Annotated in this window: 20 protein-coding genes; 10 read left to right on the plus strand and 10 right to left on the minus strand. The window is 60.1% G+C overall.

The window, feature by feature from the left end; genetic code table 11:
* Positions 1-21: 21 nt before the first annotated feature.
* Entirely contained in the window at positions 22-1,806 is a 1,785-nt protein-coding gene (locus EYD00_RS22845) for a gamma-glutamyltransferase family protein (RefSeq protein WP_034497861.1), read from the plus strand.
* A gap of 4 nt (positions 1,807-1,810) precedes the next feature.
* Positions 1,811-3,622, plus strand: a complete 1,812-nt coding sequence (locus tag EYD00_RS22850) for an ABC transporter ATP-binding protein (RefSeq protein ID WP_034497859.1) — start codon at positions 1,811-1,813, stop codon at positions 3,620-3,622.
* Positions 3,623-3,661: 39 nt separating this feature from the next.
* On the opposite strand, the gene EYD00_RS22855 is transcribed toward EYD00_RS22850, so the two are convergent.
* From EYD00_RS22855 to EYD00_RS22885, 7 genes are all read right to left on the minus strand, one after another.
* Complete coding sequence (locus EYD00_RS22855; protein ID WP_034497857.1) at positions 3,662-4,471, minus strand: inositol monophosphatase family protein; 810 nt, start codon at positions 4,469-4,471, stop codon at positions 3,662-3,664.
* On the minus strand, positions 4,468-5,304 hold the full coding sequence (locus tag EYD00_RS22860) for a glycerophosphodiester phosphodiesterase (RefSeq protein ID WP_034497855.1): 837 nt from the start codon (positions 5,302-5,304) through the stop codon (positions 4,468-4,470). Before EYD00_RS22860 ends, EYD00_RS22855 begins: the two co-directional genes overlap by 4 nt.
* 1 nt (position 5,305) lies before the next feature.
* Positions 5,306-6,340 (minus strand): ABC transporter ATP-binding protein, encoded by a 1,035-nt coding sequence (locus EYD00_RS22865; RefSeq protein ID WP_034497853.1) that lies wholly within the window; start codon positions 6,338-6,340, stop codon positions 5,306-5,308.
* Between the two features lie 9 nt (positions 6,341-6,349).
* Positions 6,350-7,174 carry an ABC transporter permease gene (locus EYD00_RS22870; RefSeq protein ID WP_004444541.1) on the minus strand — a complete coding sequence of 275 codons (825 nt, stop codon included), beginning with the start codon at positions 7,172-7,174 and terminating at the stop codon, positions 6,350-6,352.
* 1 nt (position 7,175) lies between these two features.
* Positions 7,176-8,024: an ABC transporter permease gene (locus EYD00_RS22875; protein ID WP_004444540.1), complete on the minus strand. Its 849-nt coding sequence runs from the start codon at positions 8,022-8,024 to the stop codon at positions 7,176-7,178.
* Between the two features lie 32 nt (positions 8,025-8,056).
* On the minus strand, positions 8,057-9,208 hold the full coding sequence (locus tag EYD00_RS22880; protein ID WP_034497849.1) for an extracellular solute-binding protein: 1,152 nt from the start codon (positions 9,206-9,208) through the stop codon (positions 8,057-8,059).
* A gap of 234 nt (positions 9,209-9,442) precedes the next feature.
* The gene (locus EYD00_RS22885) at positions 9,443-9,646 is read right to left on the minus strand and encodes a CsbD family protein (protein ID WP_004444538.1); all 204 of its coding nucleotides are present in this window, start codon (positions 9,644-9,646) and stop codon (positions 9,443-9,445) included.
* A 244-nt stretch (positions 9,647-9,890) separates the two neighbouring features.
* Here EYD00_RS22885 and EYD00_RS22890 point away from each other — a divergent pair, with 244 nt between their 5' ends.
* The 6 genes from EYD00_RS22890 to EYD00_RS22915 all read left to right on the plus strand — a co-directional run bounded on the left by EYD00_RS22890 (position 9,891) and on the right by EYD00_RS22915 (position 15,177).
* Positions 9,891-10,298 carry a low affinity iron permease family protein gene (locus EYD00_RS22890; protein WP_034497847.1) on the plus strand — a complete coding sequence of 136 codons (408 nt, stop codon included), beginning with the start codon at positions 9,891-9,893 and terminating at the stop codon, positions 10,296-10,298.
* A gap of 83 nt (positions 10,299-10,381) precedes the next feature.
* The gene (locus tag EYD00_RS22895; protein WP_034498483.1) at positions 10,382-10,999 is read left to right on the plus strand and encodes a flavodoxin family protein; all 618 of its coding nucleotides are present in this window, start codon (positions 10,382-10,384) and stop codon (positions 10,997-10,999) included.
* A gap of 194 nt (positions 11,000-11,193) precedes the next feature.
* Positions 11,194-11,511, plus strand: coding sequence for a DUF2147 domain-containing protein (locus EYD00_RS22900; RefSeq protein ID WP_034497845.1), 318 nt, complete (start codon positions 11,194-11,196; stop codon positions 11,509-11,511).
* Positions 11,512-11,550: 39 nt separating this feature from the next.
* Positions 11,551-12,153, plus strand: a complete 603-nt coding sequence (locus EYD00_RS22905) for a general stress protein (protein WP_006700454.1) — start codon at positions 11,551-11,553, stop codon at positions 12,151-12,153.
* A 72-nt stretch (positions 12,154-12,225) separates the two neighbouring features.
* A complete protein-coding gene (gene katE, locus EYD00_RS22910) occupies positions 12,226-14,379 on the plus strand; it encodes a catalase (protein ID WP_034497843.1) in 2,154 nt (717 codons plus the stop codon).
* A 138-nt stretch (positions 14,380-14,517) separates the two neighbouring features.
* Positions 14,518-15,177, plus strand: a complete 660-nt coding sequence (locus EYD00_RS22915; RefSeq protein ID WP_004444527.1) for a DUF6766 family protein — start codon at positions 14,518-14,520, stop codon at positions 15,175-15,177.
* 39 nt (positions 15,178-15,216) lie between these two features.
* On the opposite strand, the gene EYD00_RS22920 is transcribed toward EYD00_RS22915, so the two are convergent.
* Positions 15,217-15,441: a hypothetical protein gene (locus EYD00_RS22920; protein ID WP_034497841.1), complete on the minus strand. Its 225-nt coding sequence runs from the start codon at positions 15,439-15,441 to the stop codon at positions 15,217-15,219.
* Between the two features lie 187 nt (positions 15,442-15,628).
* Between EYD00_RS22920 and EYD00_RS22925 the strand changes: the two genes are divergently transcribed.
* A complete protein-coding gene (locus tag EYD00_RS22925; RefSeq protein WP_034497839.1) occupies positions 15,629-15,874 on the plus strand; it encodes a hypothetical protein in 246 nt (81 codons plus the stop codon).
* 54 nt (positions 15,875-15,928) lie between these two features.
* On the opposite strand, the gene EYD00_RS22930 is transcribed toward EYD00_RS22925, so the two are convergent.
* Both EYD00_RS22930 and EYD00_RS22935 read right to left on the minus strand, forming a co-directional pair.
* On the minus strand, positions 15,929-16,723 hold the full coding sequence (locus EYD00_RS22930; RefSeq protein ID WP_034497836.1) for an SDR family NAD(P)-dependent oxidoreductase: 795 nt from the start codon (positions 16,721-16,723) through the stop codon (positions 15,929-15,931).
* Between the two features lie 9 nt (positions 16,724-16,732).
* Positions 16,733-17,902, minus strand: coding sequence for a zinc-dependent alcohol dehydrogenase (locus EYD00_RS22935; RefSeq protein WP_034498481.1), 1,170 nt, complete (start codon positions 17,900-17,902; stop codon positions 16,733-16,735).
* Positions 17,903-18,107: 205 nt separating this feature from the next.
* On the opposite strand from EYD00_RS22935, the gene EYD00_RS22940 reads away from it, so the two are divergent.
* Positions 18,108-20,510, plus strand: a complete 2,403-nt coding sequence (locus EYD00_RS22940; RefSeq protein ID WP_034498479.1) for an FdhF/YdeP family oxidoreductase — start codon at positions 18,108-18,110, stop codon at positions 20,508-20,510.
* The last annotated feature ends 7 nt before the right edge of the window (positions 20,511-20,517 follow it).

The following is a 20,517-nucleotide window of genomic DNA, read 5'->3' on the forward strand; positions in this document are numbered from 1 at the left end:
TTTTTTACAAGGAATATCGGAATGACTGATTTCACCACACGCCCTGAAATCCTTGGCACCTTCGGCGTCGTCACCTCAACCCACTGGATCGCCTCGGCGGTTGGCATGGCAATCCTCGAGAAGGGCGGCAATGCCTTCGACGCCGCCGTCGCCACCGGCTTCGTGCTGCAGATCGTCGAGCCGCATCTGTGCGGTCCGGGCGGTGATATGCCCGCCGTGTTTTATTCGAAGCAGAAGGACAAGGTGGAGGTCATCTGCGCCCAGGGCCCGGCTCCGAGCGGTGCGACGATTGAACATTATACTTCGGAAGGTCTGAAACTCATCCCGGGCGACGGGCTGCTCGCCACCGTCATTCCCGGCGCCTTCGATGGCTGGATGCTGATGCTGCGCGACTATGGCACGATGACCGTTCGTGAGGTGCTGGAACCGGCCATCTATTATGCCGAACAAGGGCATCCGACGCTGCCGCGTGTCTCTGCCACCATCAAGGGGCTAGCCGATTTCTTCGAAAAGGAATGGCCGACTTCCTACGAAACATGGCTGCCGGGCGGGGCCGCACCGGAGCCCCACGCCAATTTTCGTAATCCTGTTCTGGCGGCGACCTATCAGCGGATCATCACTGAAGCTGAAGCGCGTTCTGGCCGCGAAAACCAGATCGAGGCGGCGCGCGATGCCTTCTACCGGGGTTTCGTTGCGGAAGCCATCGACAGTTACGTCAGCACTTCAGAGGTGATGGATGCCAGCGGCACAAGGCACAAGGGTGTGCTGACCGCGCAGGATATGGCCGGGTGGAGCGCTACCGTGGAAGCGCCGCAGACGCTCGATTATCACGACTGGACGATTGCCAAGACGCCAGCCTGGGGGCAGGGTCCGGTTCTGCTGCAATCGCTTGCGCTGCTGAAGGGCTTCGACATTGCGGCCATGGACCCGTCCGGTCCCGATTTCATCCACACCATCGTCGAAGCCATGAAGCTCGCCTTTGCTGACCGCGAAGTCTATTACGGCGATCCGGAATTCGGGCAGATTCCGACGGAATATCTCCTCTCCGAGGGATATAATGCCGAGCGCCGGGCGCTGATTGGCAGCGAGGCCTCGCTGGAGCTGCGCCCAGGCATCGTGCCGGGTTACGAAAAGCAGGTGGACGCGACAATGGCGATGCTGGCGGAAATGAGCGGCAAGGGCACCGTCTACGAGCCGACCATGTCGCATCTGACCGAAAAGCGCGGTGACACCGTGCATATCGATGTCATCGACCGCTGGGGCAACATGGTTTCCACCACGCCATCGGGCGGCTGGCTGCAGTCATCCCCCATAGTGCCCGGCCTCGGTTTCGCGCTCAATTCCCGCGCCCAGATGTTCTGGCTGAAGGAAGGCCTGCCGACCTCGCTTGCGCCGGGTAAACGCCCGCGCACCACATTGACGCCCTCGCTTGCGCTGCATCAGGGCCGGCCTTCCATGGTCTTCGGTACGCCGGGTGGCGACCAGCAGGACCAGTGGCAGCTGCCCTTCTTCCTGCGTTATGCCCACCACGGCAAGAACCTGCAGGCGTCGATCGACATGCCCTTGTTCCATACCTCGCATTTTCCGGGTTCGTTTTATCCGCGCACCAGTTCACCGGGTGAAATCATGGTGGAGGGCACAGTGGGCGAGGCAACGCTCGCCGAGCTTCGCCGTCGTGGCCACCGGGTTACCGTTGCCGATGCCTGGTCGGTGGGGCGGCTCACCGCGGCGCGCCGCGATGCGGACGGCCTGCTGCGCGCCGCCGCAACACCGCGGTTGATGCAGGCCTATGCGGTAGGACGGTGAAACCATGGAGACAAAACCAGTCCTCTCCGTCCGCAACCTCACCACCTCCTTCCTTGTCGATGGCGCATGGAAGAGTGTCGTGCGTGATGTCTCCTTTGATGTCGCGCCCGGTGAAACCGTCGCCATTGTCGGGGAATCCGGTTCCGGCAAATCCGTGACGTCGCTGTCGCTGATGCGCCTGCTTGCCCCGGCCTCCAGCCGGATAGAAGGCGAGGTGCTCCTTAACGGCCGCGATCTGCTTTCGCTTTCCGAAAAGGAAATGCGCGGTGTACGCGGCAACGATATCTCGATGATCTTTCAGGAGCCGATGACGTCGCTCAATCCGATCTTCACCATCGGCCGTCAGATTTCGGAAGTTCTCATTCGCCATAAGGGGCTTTCGAAACACGAGGCGCGGGCCGAGACGGTGCGGCTTCTGGAAAAGGTCCCAATTCCCAACGCGGCGGGCCGTTTCGACGAATATCCGCACCAGTTTTCAGGCGGCATGCGCCAGCGCGTGATGATCGCCATGGCGCTCGCCTCACGACCGAAACTGCTGATCGCCGACGAGCCGACGACGGCGCTCGACGTGACCATCCAGGGCCAGATCCTCGACCTAATAAAACTGCTGCAGGAAGAGGAGGGCATGTCGGTGCTCTTCATCACGCATGACATGGGCGTCGTGGCCGAAATCGCCGACCGGACGATCGTGATGTATCGCGGCGACGAGGTCGAGACCGGGCCGACCGAGGAGATATTCAAACGCGGCAAGCATCCCTATACACGGGCGCTGCTTTCGGCGGTGCCGAAGCTCGGCTCGATGCGTGACCGGCAATGGCCGACGCGTTTTCCCGTGCTCGACATGAAGACCGGTCTTTCGGCCGAGCCTCAGGAGGTGGCGGAGACCGTTGCGAGCGGTCAGACGCCGGTCCTGTCGGTGAAGAACCTCGTGACGCGTTTTCCCATCCGGTCCGGCCTGCTGGCGCGCCAGACGGGTGCGGTTCACGCCGTTGAAAACGTCTCCTTCGATCTCTTTCAGGGTGAAACGTTGTCGCTTGTGGGCGAATCCGGCTGCGGCAAATCCACCACCGGCCGCTCGATCATGCGGCTTGTGGAGCCGTCGTCCGGCGATGTGTCACTCGATGGTTATGATGTGATGCGTCTCGATACGGTCGGGCTCCGCAACATGCGCAAATCCGTGCAGATGATCTTTCAGGACCCGTTCTCCTCGCTCAATCCGCGCATGACGGTGGGTACGGCAATTTCCGAACCCTTCATCAAGCATAAATTGGGCACCGCGAAACAGGCGAAGGAAAAGACCGCCGATCTTCTCGAAAAGGTCGGGCTTTCAGCCGACATGGCCAATCGCTACCCCCATGAATTTTCGGGCGGCCAGCGCCAGCGCATCGCCATTGCCCGTGCGCTCGCCCTCGATCCGAAGGTTATCGTCGCCGACGAAAGTGTGTCGGCGCTCGATGTCTCGATCAAGGCGCAGGTGTGCAACCTGCTGCTCGACCTGCAACAGAGCCTCAACCTCGCCTTTCTGTTCATCTCGCATGACATGGCAGTGGTGGAGCGTGTCAGCCATCGTGTCGCGGTGATGTATTTGGGGGAGATCGTCGAGATAGGCCCGCGGGCCGCTGTTTTTGACAATCCGCAGCATCCCTACACAAAAAAGCTAATGGCGGCTGTGCCAGTGCCCGATCCGTCGAGGCGGGGGATAAGGCGTGGCATATCCAATGACGAGCTGAAGAGCCCGATACGGGCTATGGGATATGAAACACCTGCGCGAAACTACAGGACGGTATCGCCCGGCCATCTGGTGCAGGTGGCCTGAGGCGGGTGCTGCGGTATCAATGATTCGAAGAAGAAGCTTTTATGCCGGGTTCTTGAGCGGAACGCCTCGCAGGTGCTCCATCAAGTAAGCATGGGTCGCGGGATTGGCGACGATCAGCGTGCCCGTCTTTTCGTAGAATTCCGGACCGCGACCCCACCAGTCGGTCACGATTCCGCCCGCCTCCTGCACCAGCAGGATGCCGGCTGCGGTGTCGACGAAACCGGTTTCCTCATAATAACCGGTCAGCCGGCCGCAGGCCACGTAAGCGCATGAATTGGCGGCGCTGCCGACAACACGGACCGCGCCGATGGGCGCTCGGATCGCGTCGAGGCGCTGATAGGCGCCGGTATAAAGCTGGAGATTGGGCGTCGGCAGGCCGGTGCCGACGCACATCAAGGCAACATCCGTGCTGGCATTGACCTGCAGGCGCTCGCCGTTGAGATAGGCGCCGTCGCCCTTGATCGTCGTAAACATTTCGTCGGAGACGGGATTGTAGACCAGTCCGCATATGGTCTCGTTGCCGCGCCTGAGCGCGATGGTGATCGTGTAATGTTGGCCGAAGAGGAAATTGGTGGTGCCGTCGATTGGATCGACCAGCCAGCGATGATCCTGATCGGCTCCTTCCACAGGCGCAAATTCCTCGCCGGTTAGTCCCCAGGGATATTGGCCGAGCAGACGCTTTCGGATCAGCGTCTCGGAATCCCTGTCGGCGTCGGAAACGAAGTCTCCCGGCCCCTTGACGCCAATCTCGATGTCGCGAAAGCGCCGGAAATGGTCGAGCGTCAGTGCGCCGGCTTCGCGGGCGGTGGCGACCATGTGCTCGAGGATGGCGCTGTAATTGACTGTCATTTTCTGAAAACCTCTGCGAGCCCTTCCGGGTCATCGGTGGTGATCTGGTCCACCTTCAGCCTCAAGAGCCGCTCGACTGCATCAGTGGATTGCGGCGTGACGCTGTTGATCGTCCAAGCATCCACACGGCGGCCCGCGGCATGGATCGGGGCGATGATATCGACACCAGCATCCGCAGCTGCAAGCACGATCTCGTACGCGAGGTAGATCATGTCCGCATCGGGTGCTGTGGCAAGGGCGTCTTCGATGAAGCCCAGATAGTTTCCGCTTGCCTTCAACTCTGCAAGGGTGCCGCGATGGCAGGGGTCATAGCCAGTGCGAAGGCCGGGGGCCGAGCGAGCCAGCGCGGTAATAGCGTCGAAATCGCCGCCTGACAGGATCACCGACTTTGCGATGGGTGAAACGCTTATCCCGAAGCCGGCGACTACCTGTGGGGCAAGCGCCTGCCGGTTTTCCTTGAAATCGAGCTGTAGCAGGGCGTCGGGATGAACGGTGTCGTCCGCAAGCAGGGCGCAAAGGTCTTCGAGCAACATCACTTTCGAAGCGATTGGCTGGCCGTCATTATCGCGCAGGTGAAGCTGTCGCAGGGTTGCGGCGGATGTATCTCGTACCCGGCCGGTGCCAGTGGTTTCCCGCTCCAGCGTCCGGTCATGCAAAACGGCGCAACCGTGATCGGCATGAATGACGAGATCGACTTCGATGCTTGCACCGAGCCGCATCGCTTCGATGATGCGCTCCCCCGTAAAGACCGGATCGGAAGCACGGCGGCGGCCGCGGTGCCATTTGAGCCAGGTTTTGTGGCCGTTGCGGTCGATGAGTATCGGATGGGTCATGTCAGCTCCGGTAGATCGGGCGGTTGTCGCGATAGGCCGTGATGGAACGGGGCGAAATCCGTACCCCCTGTCCCGCCCGGAACATATCCGGATGGGAGACCATGGATTTGATCCTGGTACCATCGGTCAGATCAAGGTCGACAAGGCCATGGGTGCCATAATCCGTCACCCGGTGCACACTCCCCTCCGGTGTTTCGGAGGTCGCCAGATCGATGGCTTCCGGGCGAACGGCGAGAATGGTCGGGCCATCAGAGACGGGAAGCGGAAAGGTGAAGCCAGCGCGCATGAAGTTCCCACCTGAAACCATGCCCTCAATCAGGTTCATGGTGCCGATGAAGCCGGCGACGAACGGGGTCTTCGGCTCCCGGTAGATCACATTCGGCCGGTCGATCTGTTCGGTCTTGCCATTCGCCATCACGACGATGCGGTCTGCCATGGAAAGCGCTTCATCCTGGCCGTGGGTAACAAACAGCGTGGTGATGCCGAGACGCTGCTGGATATCCCGAACCTCTTCCCGCAGCCTTTCGCGCAGATGCTGGTCGAGACTGGCGAAGGGCTCGTCGAGAAGCAGGATTTTCGGCTCCAGAACCAGCGAGCGGGCAAGCGCCACACGCTGCTGCTGGCCGCCCGAAAGCTGGCTCGTGGCTCGCTCGCCATAACCGGAGAGACCGACGAGTTCGAGCACGGCCTCCACTTTCTCCCTGATCACGGCAGCCGGCATGCGGCGCAGTTTGAGGCCGAAAGCAAGGTTTTTGAACACATTCATGTGGCTCCAGAGCGCGTGGCTCTGGAATACCATGCCGGTCGGCCGCCGCTCCGGAGGCAGGCGGGTGACGTCTTCGCCATCTATGGTGATTTGCCCGCCTGTCGGTTGCTCGAACCCGCCAACCATGCGCAGCAGCGTCGATTTTCCCGAACCGGAGGGGCCGAGAAGGCAGACGAGTTCGCCATCAGCGACATCGAGCGAGAAACTGTCGACTGCCTTGGTGCCACCGGAAAAGCTTTTCGTGACCTGGCGAATGTGGAGTACGGACATGTAGATTTCCTAACCGCCGAAACCGCGGGCAAATGCGCCGCCTCCGATGACGCGGCGGGCGAACATGAGGGCGATGAAGGATGGCACCCAGAGCAGGACGGACAGAACTGCACCATACTGGATGACCATCTGGTTGTTGATGTAGCTGATCATCAAGACCGGCATCGTGCGAATGCCGGGCGCCCCGATCAGCCATGCACCTTCGGTCTCATAAAAAGTACCAACGAAGCTCAGCATAACGGCGGCGGCAATAGTCGGTCCCGCCTGTGGCAGGGTAATTGACCAGAAGACCCTGAGCGGGCTGGCGCCGACATCCCGGGCGGCTTCTTCCATGCGCCGATCGACGGCCTGGAAGGCCGCCACGGGAATCCAGATCATGAACATCAGCGTGCCGACCAGCTGGATGAGAACGACGCCCCAGAAGGTACCGATGAGGTTGAGCTGCAGGAAAATGGCGGCAATTGCCACCAGAAGCCCGAATTTCGGAAAGGCGTGGCCGGCGAGGAAGGAGAAGAACAGGAGGTTGCGGCCGGGAAAGCTCATACGCGCGAAGGCGTATGCGGCAGGAAGGCAGATCACCGCCGAAAGCAGCGTCACAACCGTCGTCAGCCGCAGGCTCAGCATCAAAGCGTTCCACACGTCAGCGCGGCCAAGTGTCTGGCCCCAGAACCGGAAACCGAACTGTTGTGGGATGACATTGGGGAAACGCCAGACCTCGGTGAATGCCCATGTGCCCACAACAAGCAGCGGCCCGACGATGGCGATGGTGAGAAGCGTAGCAAAAAAAATGCCTGGCCAGTCCATGCGGGCTCGAGCCCGCGTCATCGTCGTCATGTCATTTCCCCTGGTTGCGCGCGACCGAACGCACATAAAACAGGCCGAAAGCAATGCAGAAACCGAAAGCGATGACGGCCTGTGTCATGGCGCCGATGGGATCCTGCACTTCGCGCAGCGTGCGCTGCATGAAAGGGCCAAGCATTTCGGGAGAGGCCGGTCCGAGAAGATATGGAAGGGTGAAGGAGGAAAAAATGCCGAGCACCGAAAAGGAAAGCGCCACGAGAATGGAATTGGTAATGCGTGGCAGGATGATGTGACAGAAAACCTGCAGCGCGTTTGCGCCGACATCCCGCGCCGCCTCTACCGACTGGTTGGCAACGCTTCCCAGCCCCGCGAGCAGGATAAGCACGGTCAGCGGAATATTGTCCCAGACAAGACCGATGACGGGTCCCCAGGGCGTGAGATAGGGCGTGCGGATTTTCGGCAGGTCGACGGCGTTGAGCAATATGTCAACCATGCCGTTCGGACCGAGAACGCGGATGAAGGCGAAGGCGAGGATGATGGAGGGCACGAACATCGGGAATATGGCCAGCGCCTGCACGTATGCCGAGAGGCGGCCCTGCGAAAAGCGCAGATAAAGCGCGATCGGCAGGCAGATGACCAGCAGGAGGATCGCGCAGACCATCGTCGTCCACAATGTCACGGCAAGATTGTCGAGACTGTAGCGGTCCGAGAAGAAAAAGGCGTAGCTGGAAAGGTCGAAACGCGTTTCACCATTGGCGTCGATGCGCCAGACAGTGCGGCCGATGGCGTTGATCGCTGGCCATATAACGAGCCAGATCATCAGGAATACGGGTATGGCAACCAGCAGGAGGCCGCTTGGCCTCCTGCCTGACGTATTGTCCATGAGCGTGCGAGCCGCTCCTTCTGCGACTTCGGTCACGACTTGCGGTCAACGTTGGGAGCGACGTTGCGATACCAGCCATCATTGATGGCGGTTTCCCATTTACCGGCCGGGAAGGTTGGAATGGTCTGGGGGATGATGTCGGCGAAACGCTTGCGCAGTTCTGCCGGCACAAAGTCCCAGGAAACGCCGGGGAAGCCGCCAAGTTCGGTGAGGATTGCCCCCTGGATTTCTTCCGACAGCACGAAATTCGCGAGCTTCAGGGCCGCATCGCGATTGGCGCCGTTCGCCAGTACGACGGCACGCGAAAAATTGCCGCACAGCGCGAGATCCTGAAGCTGCACCAGACCGGTTTCCTTCGGCAGAACGCCCTGGTCGATGGCCTGAAGCACCTGGTCGGACCAGACCGGGGTCATGGTGACGACGCCCTGGGAAAGAAGCTGCAACGACTGGGTGTTGCCGGACGAGTAGGCGCCCTTGTCGTAAAGCGACGGTGCGATGTCCTTGAGCAGTTCCCATGCCTTGCCGAGGGCCTTGTCGCCTGCTTCCGGCGTGTAATTGTCGACAGTGAATGCCTTGGGGTCAAGGCCGTTCGCCTGATGGATGGCGCGACGAACGAAATTGCCGCCCGAACCGCCTTTGTCGGGGCGGTTGTAAACGAATTGACCCGGATTGGCCTTGATCCAGCTGACGAGCTGATCCCATGTCTTCGGCGCATCCGCCGGCTTCAGCTTGCTCGTGTCATAGGCGAGCAGGACCTGGCTGCCGCGATAGGGCAGGCTGTACTCGCTCTGGATAGCGAGCGGATTGACACGCGAATAGTTGGAAAGGCCGGCCTTCGCCATGTTCACATAGATACCGGCTTCGATGGCGCCGGCAGGCAGCAGGGGATCGGCCGTTTCGAAATAATCGGCCTGCGGATCGGTACCGGTCTGCTTCGCGGCAACGGCGCGCTCGCCGATGGCGATAATGCCGGCGCCGTCGCCGGCGTCGACCAGATTGAGCTTCAGGCCAGGATTGGCGGCTTCAAAGGCGGGCTTGATCGTGTTGGACCAGAAATCGAGGATGTTTGTATCCGAACTGGTGTACCAGTCGATCGTGCCTGCAGCGGCGAAGCTCATGCGCGGTGCAAGGGCGAGACCGGCGGCGGCGCCTGCGGCGGACATCATAAAGGTGCGGCGTTTCATCTATGTCTCCGATATTGTCGGCGCGAGTGGAACTGTCGAGCGCTGCCCGAGGGGCTGGTAGGCGAAGGCCAGTCGTTGCACAGCCGTGCATTTTTGGACCAGCCGGCGGCGGTTCTAATGTCTTTCCATAACGCTTTCGTGACAGTCCGCCCGCGACGCCTCGGAGCCGCGCGCTCATATCGCGCCTATTCGCGACGGAGCATAAAGAAAAACCCCGCCGAAGCGGGGTTTCCGTTACCAGGTCTGGCGACCATACCAGTCGTCAATGTCTTTTCGGGTGCGGTCCTTCTCGTAACCGTAGCGCTCCTGAATCTTGCCTTCCAGCTGTTCGCGCTTGCCGTTGATGACGTCAAGGTCGTCGTCGGTGAGTTTGCCCCACTGCTCCTTGACCTTTCCCTTCATCTGCTTCCAGTTGCCTTCAACACGATTCCAATCCATTGGATCCTCCCACTGTTTTTGGTCTGCACCTGTAAATGTGCGAAGGCAGATCGGGTTCCGGCAAAATGTGAACATCGCACCCGGGCTTGAAACATTGCGCGAAGATAAAGCGCGGCACAGAATTCCTTTCCGTGTGCGTTTCTGCATGACGGAACAATCGCTGCCCTCGATTGTTAGCTTCACTGGAAAGCCACGGTCCTTAGCGGGCTTTGCTTTCGTGTAGAGCCGCAGGGTTCAGCGTGTCATGAACAAGTTCTTCACTCGCTTTGCGAGCCGTATCGCATCTTTCTCCGGTTCGCCCAGCGCCTTTGTCGTAGCGCTCGCCACCGTCCTCATCTGGGGCATCAGCGGACCCCTGTTTGATTTTTCGGAGGTCTGGCAACTCGTCATCAACACCGGCACAACGATCGTCACCTTCCTGATGATTTTTCTCGTACAGAATTCCCAGAACAGGGATTCCGCCGCGATGGAGGCGAAACTGGACGAGTTGCTGCGGGCCGTAGAGCAGGCGCGCGCCGACTTCATCGGCATCGAGCATCTGACGGAGGACGAGATCGAGGAGATCCGGACCCGTCTCGAAAAAGAAAACGGGCGGGAAAGCAACAAGCCGCCGCCCCATCACGCCATGGATCGTCTGCTTTCCCGGCGTTAGTCACCGGCCTCCTGACCGATGGCCGATCATTGTTCACAACACTTTCCAAACCCTGGAAAGACCGTATGGCAGAAGGAGTTACCATGTCACTCACCGTTCTTGCTCTGAACGCGACGCTCAAACCGTCGGCCACGTCTGAACCATCCTCCACCGAGAAGCTGCTGGACCTCATATTACGGGAATTCGCCCGCCAGGATATCAAGGCCGAGACGATCAGGCTCGCCGATCACGATATCAAGCCGGGCGTCAGTTCAGACGAGGGCGAAGGCGATGCCTGGCCGGCCATTCGGGAAAAAATACTGAAGGCCGATATCCTGCTCATGGGAACACCGATCTGGCTTGGCCAACCTTCGAGCGTTTGCAAGAGAGCGCTGGAGCGCATGGATGCATTCCTGGAGGAAACCGATGATGAGGGTCGGATGGTTTCTTATGGCCGGGTTGCGGCTGTCGCGGTTGTCGGAAATGAAGACGGCGCCCACCATGTCTCGGCGGAGCTCTTTCAGGCGCTGAATGACGTCGGCTTCACCATCCCTGCCAATGCTGTTGCCTATTGGGTCGGGGAAGCGATGGGGTCGACGAATTTCGTCGATCTGGACAAGACGCCCGATGCCGTCAAAACCATGGTCAGCATGCTGGTGCGCAATACCGCGCACCTGGCGGCTCTTCTCAGGAATTCCCCGTATCCCGGCAGCGATCAGTAGCGCGGATTTTGTTCCGGCTGGTGAACAGGCACCGCCTCGGTCGCCGCGCGGAGGCGACGGTTCAAGCGGCACCCCCTCATTATTTTTTGGAACTCTCCGCCTCCCGCTTTGTTCGGAAGGTGCCTTTCCCGGGCCGGAAAGGCACCGTCTCCGACGGGAAGTATGGCTGATGGTGAAAAGGGAGGAAGACCCAAATGAAGAAGACTTTTTTCATGGCGTTGTTTGTTGGAGCCGGGGCTGTTTCGGCCTTTGCCCAGCAGGCTCCGACAGCAAATCCCGGTGGTGATACGCCGGTGGTTGTGACGCCGGATACGAAAAATCCGACGGCTCCGGTGGAAGGCGCCAACAGCTTCACGGAGGCGCAGGCGAAGAAGCGGATGGAGGAGTCCGGTTACACCGGGATCACAGGCCTCACCAAGAATGACAAGGGCGTGTGGATGGCATCGGGAATGAAAGACGGAAAAACCGTGGCCATAGCACTCGATTACCAGGGCAACGTCGTCGCCAGGTGAGGGCAGGACTTAAGCGCACGGACTTTTGGGAGAAACATGATGAGAACCGTAACTGCACTTTTTGATGATTATGATGATGCAAGTAACGCCGTAAGCGAACTCGAGCGCGCGGGCATCCCCTCAAGCGACATCAGCATTGTGGCCAGTAACGCCGACAGACGCCACGGCGAGGACAGCAAAGCCGCTGAAGGTGCCGGCACCGGTGCCGGCATCGGGGCCATTGTCGGCGGCGCCGGCGGCCTGCTGACGGGCCTCGGCATGATGGCTATACCCGGTGTCGGACCCGTCGTCGCCGCTGGCTGGCTGGCCGCCACCGCCGTCGGTGCGGCAGGCGGTGCTGTTGCCGGAGGAGCCACTGGCGGATTGATCGGAGCCATGACCCGCTCAGGCGTTTCGGAAGAGGACGCCAATGTCTATGCGGAGGGCGTGCGCAGAGGCGGAACTCTCGTCACTGCGCGGGTTGAAGACGATTTTGTGCCTGAGGCGGAGGCTATCCTCCGACGCTCGAACTGGGTCGATCCCTTCGAACGGCGTTCGGCCTATGGTCAGGAGGGCTGGACGCGTTTTGACGAAACGTCGAGGCCCTACGCCGCTGAAGATGTTGAGCAGGAGCGGAACCGATATCGCCGCTCGGCGCTTTGACAGGAGCATTCCTCACCGCCCACCGGGCGTGGCGTCCTGCCACGCCCTTGCGAAAAGCTTTCAGGAGTTACCATGGCCAAAAAACCGGACACCACCGCATCGGCGGGAAAAAGCGACGTTGTTACGATCCACGACCAGAAACTTTCCCGCGGCGAGGGCGGCGAGTTGCACCAGACCGCCGAAGGCGACGCACCCGTCTTGACGACAGCGCAGGGCGGGCCAGTCGCCGACGACCAGAATACGCTTCGCGTCGGTCCTCGTGGCCCGCTTGTCATGGACGATTTCCATTTCAGGGAAAAGCTCTTTCATTTCGATCATGAGCGAATTCCAGAACGTGTCGTTCATGCCCGCGGTTATGGGGCCCATGGCTATTTCGAGACCTACGATTCCCTAGCCGCCTACACGAAAGCGGATCTTTTCCAGCGTGCGGGCGAAAAAACCCCCGCTTTCGTGCGTTTTTCGACCGTGGCCGGCAATAAGGGCTCTTTCGATCTTGCGCGCGACGTGCGCGGCTTCGCCGTCAAGCTTTATACGCAGGAAGGCAACTGGGATCTCGTCGGCAACAATATCCCGGTATTCTTCATCCAGGACGCCATCAAATTTCCCGACCTCATCCATGCCGCAAAACAGGAGCCAGACCGCGACTTTCCGCAGGCGCAAACGGCTCATGATACGTTCTGGGATTTCATCAGCCTCACGCCCGAAAGCATGAACATGGTCATGTGGATCATGTCCGACCGCACCATTCCGCGGTCGTTCCGGTTCATGGAAGGGTTCGGCGTGCACACCTTCCGTTTCATCAACGCGAAAAACCAGTCGACTTTCGTGAAGTTTCACTGGAAGCCGAAGCTGGGTCTCCAGTCCGTGGCGTGGAACGAGGCGGTGAAGATCAATGGTGCCGATCCTGATTTCCACCGTCGCGATCTCTGGGCGGCCATCCAGTCCGGCAATTTTCCGGAATGGGAGTTGCAGGTCCAGCTTTTCGACCAGGATTTCGCCGACAGCTTCGATTTCGATGTCCTCGATCCCACCAAAATCATTCCCGAGGAGATATTGCCGCCGCAGCCGGTCGGCAGGCTGGTTCTCGACCGCATGCCAGACAACTTCTTTGCCGAAACCGAACAGGTGGCGTTCATGACGCAGAACGTGCCGCCGGGGATCGATTTCAGTAACGACCCGCTGCTGCAGGGAAGAAATTTCTCCTATCTCGATACACAATTGAAGCGTCTCGGCGGGCCGAACTTCACGCACCTGCCCATCAATGCGCCCAAGTGTCCCTTCGCGCATTTCCAGCAGGATGGCCACATGGCGATGCGCAATCCAACCGGGCGCGCCAATTATCAGCCAAACTCCTTTGGCGAAGGCCCGCGAGAATCGCCAGCGCGCGGCTTTACACATTTTGCAGGCGAAGAGCAGGGCGCCAAGGCGAGATTGCGGCCGGAGAGCTTCGCAGATCATTATAGTCAGGCCAGGCAATTCTATCTCAGCCAGACTCCTCCCGAACAGCGCCATATCGCCTCCGCCCTCACTTTCGAGCTGAGCAGGGTGGAGACGGTCGCCATACGTGAACGGATGGTGTCGCATCTCCTCAACATCGATGAAACGCTTGCGTCGACAGTTGCCCAGAAGCTTGGTTTCCAGACGATGCCTAAACCGGCGGAGGCGGCAGTGCCGACCCGGCAGGACCTGGAGCCTTCACCCGCCCTCAGCATCGTCAATCGAGGGCCGCAACGTTTCGAAGGGCGCAAGCTCGGCATTCTCATTACGGATGGCGTCGACGCAAAATTGCTGCAGGGGCTGACCGAGGCTGTTACGGCCGAGAAGGCCGTCTTCGAGTTGATCGCGCCTAAAGTCGGGGGCGCCGTGGCTTCGGACGGCACTCTCATTAAAGCGCATTACATGATCGATGGCGGTCCTTCGGTTCTCTTTGATGCGGTGGCCTTGTTGACATCGGCAGAGGCCATCGACGATCTCGTCAAGGAAGCGACGGCCCGGGATTTTGTCGCGGATGCGTTCCAGCACTGCAAGTTCATCGGTTATGACCAGTCGGCCCTGCCATTGCTGGAAAAGGCCGGAATTGCCGATGCCATGGATGAAGGCGTCTTGCCTCTGCCGGGAGAAGACGGGCTGGCAGCCTTTGTTTCCGAACTCGGCAAGTTGCGCGTTTGGGCGCGCGAACCATCGGTCAAGCTTGGCAAGGCATCAGTCCCTGTCGCTAACGGATAACGCAACCGGCGGCGTGCCCTCATCGTTTAAGGGAGCGCCGCGCCCGCGGCCAGTGCGCCGCAGCACCGGCAGACGAAAGTGCCGCCACATTTGGCGGCACTTCTCACCCGGAGGTCTTGTCCAGAGCGAGGTCTGATTATGAAGCTTGTCCGCGACAACGGATTGACCATCGTCCTTGTCCTTGCATCACTGCTGACGATCGGCGGCATGTTCGCCACAGGCTGGGTCGTTCACAATGATGAACTCGTGCAACATCATGATAAACCGCTCACGCTTTTGTCCTACGCCACGAGCGGGCATTTCCTTTCGGCGCTGTTCGAAAACTGGGAAAGCGAATTTTTGCAGATGTCGGCCTATGTGGTGTTGACGGCATTCCTGTTCCAGCGCGGGTCCGCAGAATCCAAGGATCCCGATGAGCCGACAGCGCAAGACGAGGACCCTTCACGCAAGAAAAACGACCCTGATGCACCATGGGCGGTCAGGGCCGGCGGCATCATTCGCGTCGTCTATTCCTATTCGCTCGGCGTGGCGCTGTTTGTTCTTTTTGTAGCTAGCTTCCTGCTGCATCTGAGATACAGCGCCGATGCCGCGGCAGTGGAGGCACGCCTGCATGGCGAACCGGCGACGACATTGATGGCACATCTGGGAAGCGTTGAATTCTGGTTCGAGTCCTTCCAGAACTGGCAGTCGGAATTCCTTTCCACCGCTGTCCTGATCGTCCTGTCCATCTTCCTGCGGTTCAGGCGGTCGCCCGAATCCAAGCCTGTGGCAGCACCCCATAGCGAGACCGGCGGGTGAAAGGCAGTGGGGATGGATCCCAAAGCCTGACCGCCCCCATCAGCGTTTATCCCAGGGACGCCTGTTGGCGACGTGGTCCTGTTCCTGATCGGTCTTGATGGCGGCACCGTCCTGGCCCCGCTCTTTCGAATGCTGCTTCTTGTCGCGGTTGGAAAGGATCTGGTTTTCCTCAATGCTTCCCTTGTCCAGCTCGGTCATTGCGCCTGCGCCGGTACCTTCCCCCTGCGTGCCTTTTCCGAAGTGTTTCCTGTCTGCATGTGCCATTATCGCCTCCTCTTGGCGTTGGACGGGCTGCTGCGGCAGTCGAAGCCGCCACCCGTCGCTCCCGAACTTCCCCCATGCCTTTTCGTTCCGGAACTTCTGTCGCCCTCCGTGGTTCGTGATCGCACGGGAAGGGGCTTTGTCTTGAACGACGGTGCGTACGCACGAACAGATGACAGGAGGCGCAACGATGGCCGGTCCAAAAACCTATGAACAACAGCTCCGCATCATCGAAAAACGCGAGAACACCGCTAATGCCGATGATGATTTTGACGCCGAGGCGGAGCTGAAGCGGTCGAAGGAAGAACGGGATGCCCGCCGAGGGGCGGAGAAACTTCGCGGTGGCAATGCGGAATTAACGGATAAGGATGATCGCCAGATGCTGCGCGGTGAAAATCAGGAAAGCCCGCACCACAAGCGCGGCGCGGATGATTGAGGTGAAGTCCGGTCGGGCCGGATGTGGCTTCGTGGCGCCGGAAGTGCTGCGAGGCTATTTCCCATCCGGCTCTGCCATCTTGCGGTGTTGTCTGGCGAGCGTTTCCGCCGGCGTTACATTGGCCATCGCCGACATCAGCTTGTTTTTCCAGCCGGACACGACATCGCCCTCACCATTCATCATCGCCTCATAGCCGGTCTTGGCCACGAAACCGGGATCGTCCTTCTTTTGTTTGCCAACGGGGGTGTCGAGCATGTCCGCACGCTCGAAGAACTCCGTGTCCGTCGCGCCCGGCATCAGGCAGGTTACCGTGACACCCGTGCCATCAAGCTCTTCGCGCAGCGCGAAGGAAAAGGAATTGATGAACGCTTTGGTGGCGTTATAGACCGCCTGAAACGTGCCCGGCATGAAACCGGCGATGGAACCCGTAAACAGGATACGTCCATTGCCACGCTGGCGCATTCCGCCTGCCAGCGCATGAACCAGCGCAATCGTGCCGCTGATATTGGTGGCGATGACCCGCTGGATGTCCTCCATTCTCTGATCGAGAAAGCCATCGCCCAGGCCCTGTCCTGCGTTGGCGAACAGAAGATCGACTGGCCGCGACGAGGCGGTGATGCGCGTGAGAAGCTCCTCCACGCCCGCCTGTGTCGAAAGATCAGCCCGCACCGCCTCTACTTGCGTGCCCGCCGCGCGCAGCCGGGTGGCCGCGGCATCGATGTCATTTTCATCGGCCACGATGATGAGGTCGTAACCATCCTGCGCGGCGCACCGGGCGAGCTCATAACCGATGCCGGACGAAGCGCCGGTGACGACTGCAAGGCCCTTGGTGGATTCTTCCCTGCTCATGATCACCTCCTACGGCTTCAGGACGACTTTGATGCAGCCATCGTCGCGGTGGCTGAAGGTGTTGTAGAGATCGGGTCCTTCATCGAGGGTGGCGCGATGGGTAATGACGAAGGATGGGTCGATTTCGCCTCTTTCGATGCGGCCCATGAGGTTGGGTAGGTAGGCCTGAACGGGCGTCTGCGCCATCTTGAACGTCAGGCCGCGATTGATGGCGGAACCCATGGGAATTTTGTCGAGAAGACCGCCATAGACGCCGACCAGCGAGACCGTACCGAAATTGCGGCAGCAATAGATTGCCTGACGAAGGACATGCGGCCGGTCGGTCCCCATGAAGGTGGCGACCTTGATGCGGTCGATCCTCGAATCCCATCCTGCCGCGGGATCGGGCTCCGTTCCTACCGCATCGATACAGGCATCCGCGCCGCGACCATGGGTCAGTTCCATGATGCGGTCGTAAATGTCCTCGTCGAGGTAATTGAGCGTCATCGCGCCGGCTTTCGCCGCGAGATCGAGCCTCTCCTGCACGGCGTCGATGGCGACGACCCGTTCCGCACCGAGGAGAAAGGCGGAACGGATCGCCATCTGACCCACCGGACCGCAGCCCCAGATGGCAATCGTATCGCCCGGCTGGATGTTGCAGAAGTCCGCGGCCATATAGCCGGTCGGAAAGATATCGGACAGGAAGAGGACCTGCTCGTCGGTCAGACCGTCCGGAACCTTTATGGGCCCGACATCGGCGTAAGGCACCCGCATATATTCCGCCTGGCCGCCGCTGAAGCCACCGAGAAGATGGGTGTAACCGAACAGGCCGGCAGGCGAATTGCCCCACATCTTCCGCACCTTGTGCGGATCGGGATTACTGCGTTCACAGCCGGAATAATAGCCACGCTTGCAGAAGAAGCACTCGCCGCAGGCGATGGTGAAGGGGACGACCACGCGGTCTCCGACCTTGAGCGCGGTATTGTCCTTACCGACCTCAACCACCTCGCCCATGGTTTCGTGGCCCATGATGTCGCCGCTGTGCATGTCCGGCATGATGCCATTATAGAGGTGGAGGTCTGAGCCGCAGATCGCGCAGGCCGTGACCTTGATGATCGCATCGCGGCCATGCTCGATTTTCGGATCGGGAACGCTTTCGCAGCGAATGTCGTGTTTGCCGTGCCAGGTCAGTGCCTTCATGTCGCTCACCTTCATTGTCTGCTGGGTTGTCAGAAGCCGCCCTTTGTCGAGCGGGTGCCTAACCGGGCGTCCGCGCGAAAGTTCCACGCGGCACCGGGACCTTCTCGCTCCCGGCGGCAAGGCAGGGCGGAATTTTTTTTAGAGAATGGAAACCCGCCGCGCTTTCAGAGGTTCGGTTACTCAGCAATTCGGGAGTTCATCGATCATGACATCACGACGCAAGGCAGCTCCCGATATTGGGTTTAAGCCCGGTCCGGCCGGCGGCTGGGGATCGGCCAAGTCGGTGGGAGAGGTGCTGTTAAGGGAACATGTTCCCCTGTCCGGTCCGACATTGCTGAAACACCAGAACAAGCCGCAGGGATACATGTGCGTCAGCTGCGCCTGGGCGAAACCGGCCAAGACCCATCCCCTGGAATTTTGCGAAAATGGCGCGAAAGCCACCGCGTGGGAAATAACGAACCGACGCGCCGACAGTGCGTTTTTCGCCAGACACACCCTTGCCGAACTGGAGGGCTGGCGTGACCACGATCTGGAAGAGCAGGGCAGGCTGACCCAGCCGATGCGTTGGGACGCGGCCACGGATAGATATCTGCCGGTCAGCTGGCAGGCCGCATTCGAGGAGATCGGCCGGGAGCTGCGCGCTATCGCGCCGCAGCAGGCGGAGTTTTACACCTCAGGCCGCGCCTCGCTGGAAGCATCTTACATGTACCAGCTCTTTGCCCGCATCTATGGCAGTAACAATCTGCCGGACTCGTCCAACATGTGCCATGAAAGCTCGTCCGTCGGCCTGCCCGAAAGCATCGGCGCTTCCGTGGGAACGGCGATCCTTTCGGATTTCCAGAATTGCGACTGCATTTTCTATATGGCGCAGAATGTCGGAACATCCTCGCCGCGACTGCTGCACGATCTGCAGGATGCGGTCGACCGCGGCGTGAAGATACTGACATTCAACATGCTGCGGGAGCCGGGGCTGGAGCGCTTCGTCAACCCGCAGTCGCCCGGCCAGATGCTGGCGACCCCCGCGACGCCGATCTCGACGAAGTATTACCAGGTGAAGAATGGCGGCGATATCGCTGCCCTTTTCGGTATCTGCAAGGCGCTTGTCGAGGCAGACGACGTGCTGCGTGCGAGTGCCGCAAGCAAGGTTTCCGGCTCGGATGGGCAGCCGCGCGATCCGGCCAATGCGGCGGCGGTCGCATTTGCCGCCGCCATTGCCGCGGCTGACAAGAAGCATGTGCTCGATCATGATTTTCTTGCCGAGCAGACGGCGGGTTTTGACGATTTCGCCGCTGCAGCCCGCCGCCATGAATGGGAGGAGCTGGAGCGCGTTTCAGGCCTGACCCGCGAGGAGATGATGGAAGCCGCTGCCATATATGCGGATTCCGACGCGGTGATGATGGTCTATGGCATGGGCCTCACCCAGCATGTGATGGGCGTGGAGAACGTTCACATGGTTGCCAACCTCGCGCTGCTGCGCGGCAATATCGGCAAGCCGGGTGCAAATATCTGTGCCGTCAGGGGCCATTCGAATGTGCAGGGCCAGCGTACAGTCGGCATTACGGAAAAACCCGGCCTCGTGCCGCTGGACAAGCTCGCCGACCTATACCAGTTCCAGCCGCCCGCGTGGGAAGGCCACTCGACGGTCGACAGCTGCAAATCCATTCTCGGTGGGGAAACAAAGGCTTTCATCAGCCTCGGCGGCAATTTTTTGCGGGCAGCGCCGGAAACCGAGGCGATGGAAGCCGCGTGGCGCAAGCTGCGGCTGACGGTCCAGATCGCAACGAAACTCAATCGCAGCCACGTCATCCACGGCGAGATCGCCTTTCTGCTTCCCTGTCTCGGACGCATCGAAATCGATGAACAGGCGACAGGGCCCCAGGCCGTCTCCATGGAAAGTTCCGTTGCGCATTTCCATGGTTCGCGTGGCAGGGCAAAGCCGGCCAGCCGGGAGTTGCTCTCGGAACCGGCGATCATTGCCGGCATGGCCGTGGCGACGTTGACGCGCGGCAACGTACCTTGGCAGCAATGGGTTCACGATTATTCGCGCATTCGCGACGCCATAGAGCAAACCTATCCGGAAACCTTCAGGAACTTCAACGAACGGCTTTTCAAACCCGGCGGCATCCCGCGCCCTTTGCCCGCAAGGGAGCGAAAATGGGTAACCTCAAGCGGCAAGGCGAATTTCCTGACGCCCGACCGCCTGTTCCCCGAATTTCCGCCTGAGGCGTCGGGTCCGGACGTCCTGCACCTGTCGACGTTGCGATCCAACGACCAGTTCAACACGACCGTCTACGGCTATAGCGACCGTTTTCGCGGGGTGGAAGGAACGCGGCAGGTTCTGTTCATGAATGTCGATGACATCGCCCTGCTTGGGTTTGCCGACGGCGATATCGTCGATATCGTCACGGCAATCGAGCCGCAGACGCCAAGGGCGGTCCGCGGGTTCAGGATCGTTGCCTATGATATTCCCCATGGCTGTTGTGCTGGCTATTTTCCGGAAACCAACCCGTTGTTTCCGCTGAGCCATCATAGTCCGAAAGCAAAGACGCCATCATACAAGCTGCTGCCCGTCCGATTGACGCCGTCAACCACGGTTCCTTCCAACTGAGGATACT

Source organism: Agrobacterium sp. 33MFTa1.1 (genome assembly GCF_004328495.1).
Taxonomy (GTDB): Bacteria; Pseudomonadota; Alphaproteobacteria; order Rhizobiales; family Rhizobiaceae; genus Agrobacterium; species Agrobacterium pusense.

Coding starts and splice junctions, on each gene's coding strand:
- EYD00_RS22845 (WP_034497861.1), top strand. CDS start 22: ATGACTGATTTCACCACACGCCCTGAAATCCTTGGCACCTTCGGCGTC.
- EYD00_RS22850 (WP_034497859.1), top strand. CDS start 1,811: ATGGAGACAAAACCAGTCCTCTCCGTCCGCAACCTCACCACCTCCTTC.
- EYD00_RS22855 (WP_034497857.1), bottom strand. CDS start 4,471: ATGACAGTCAATTACAGCGCCATCCTCGAGCACATGGTCGCCACCGCC.
- EYD00_RS22860 (WP_034497855.1), bottom strand. CDS start 5,304: ATGACCCATCCGATACTCATCGACCGCAACGGCCACAAAACCTGGCTC.
- EYD00_RS22865 (WP_034497853.1), bottom strand. CDS start 6,340: ATGTCCGTACTCCACATTCGCCAGGTCACGAAAAGCTTTTCCGGTGGC.
- EYD00_RS22870 (WP_004444541.1), bottom strand. CDS start 7,174: ATGACGACGATGACGCGGGCTCGAGCCCGCATGGACTGGCCAGGCATT.
- EYD00_RS22875 (WP_004444540.1), bottom strand. CDS start 8,024: ATGGACAATACGTCAGGCAGGAGGCCAAGCGGCCTCCTGCTGGTTGCC.
- EYD00_RS22880 (WP_034497849.1), bottom strand. CDS start 9,208: ATGAAACGCCGCACCTTTATGATGTCCGCCGCAGGCGCCGCCGCCGGT.
- EYD00_RS22885 (WP_004444538.1), bottom strand. CDS start 9,646: ATGGATTGGAATCGTGTTGAAGGCAACTGGAAGCAGATGAAGGGAAAG.
- EYD00_RS22890 (WP_034497847.1), top strand. CDS start 9,891: ATGAACAAGTTCTTCACTCGCTTTGCGAGCCGTATCGCATCTTTCTCC.
- EYD00_RS22895 (WP_034498483.1), top strand. CDS start 10,382: ATGTCACTCACCGTTCTTGCTCTGAACGCGACGCTCAAACCGTCGGCC.
- EYD00_RS22900 (WP_034497845.1), top strand. CDS start 11,194: ATGAAGAAGACTTTTTTCATGGCGTTGTTTGTTGGAGCCGGGGCTGTT.
- EYD00_RS22905 (WP_006700454.1), top strand. CDS start 11,551: ATGAGAACCGTAACTGCACTTTTTGATGATTATGATGATGCAAGTAAC.
- katE (WP_034497843.1), top strand. CDS start 12,226: ATGGCCAAAAAACCGGACACCACCGCATCGGCGGGAAAAAGCGACGTT.
- EYD00_RS22915 (WP_004444527.1), top strand. CDS start 14,518: ATGAAGCTTGTCCGCGACAACGGATTGACCATCGTCCTTGTCCTTGCA.
- EYD00_RS22920 (WP_034497841.1), bottom strand. CDS start 15,441: ATGGCACATGCAGACAGGAAACACTTCGGAAAAGGCACGCAGGGGGAA.
- EYD00_RS22925 (WP_034497839.1), top strand. CDS start 15,629: ATGGCCGGTCCAAAAACCTATGAACAACAGCTCCGCATCATCGAAAAA.
- EYD00_RS22930 (WP_034497836.1), bottom strand. CDS start 16,723: ATGAGCAGGGAAGAATCCACCAAGGGCCTTGCAGTCGTCACCGGCGCT.
- EYD00_RS22935 (WP_034498481.1), bottom strand. CDS start 17,902: ATGAAGGCACTGACCTGGCACGGCAAACACGACATTCGCTGCGAAAGC.
- EYD00_RS22940 (WP_034498479.1), top strand. CDS start 18,108: ATGACATCACGACGCAAGGCAGCTCCCGATATTGGGTTTAAGCCCGGT.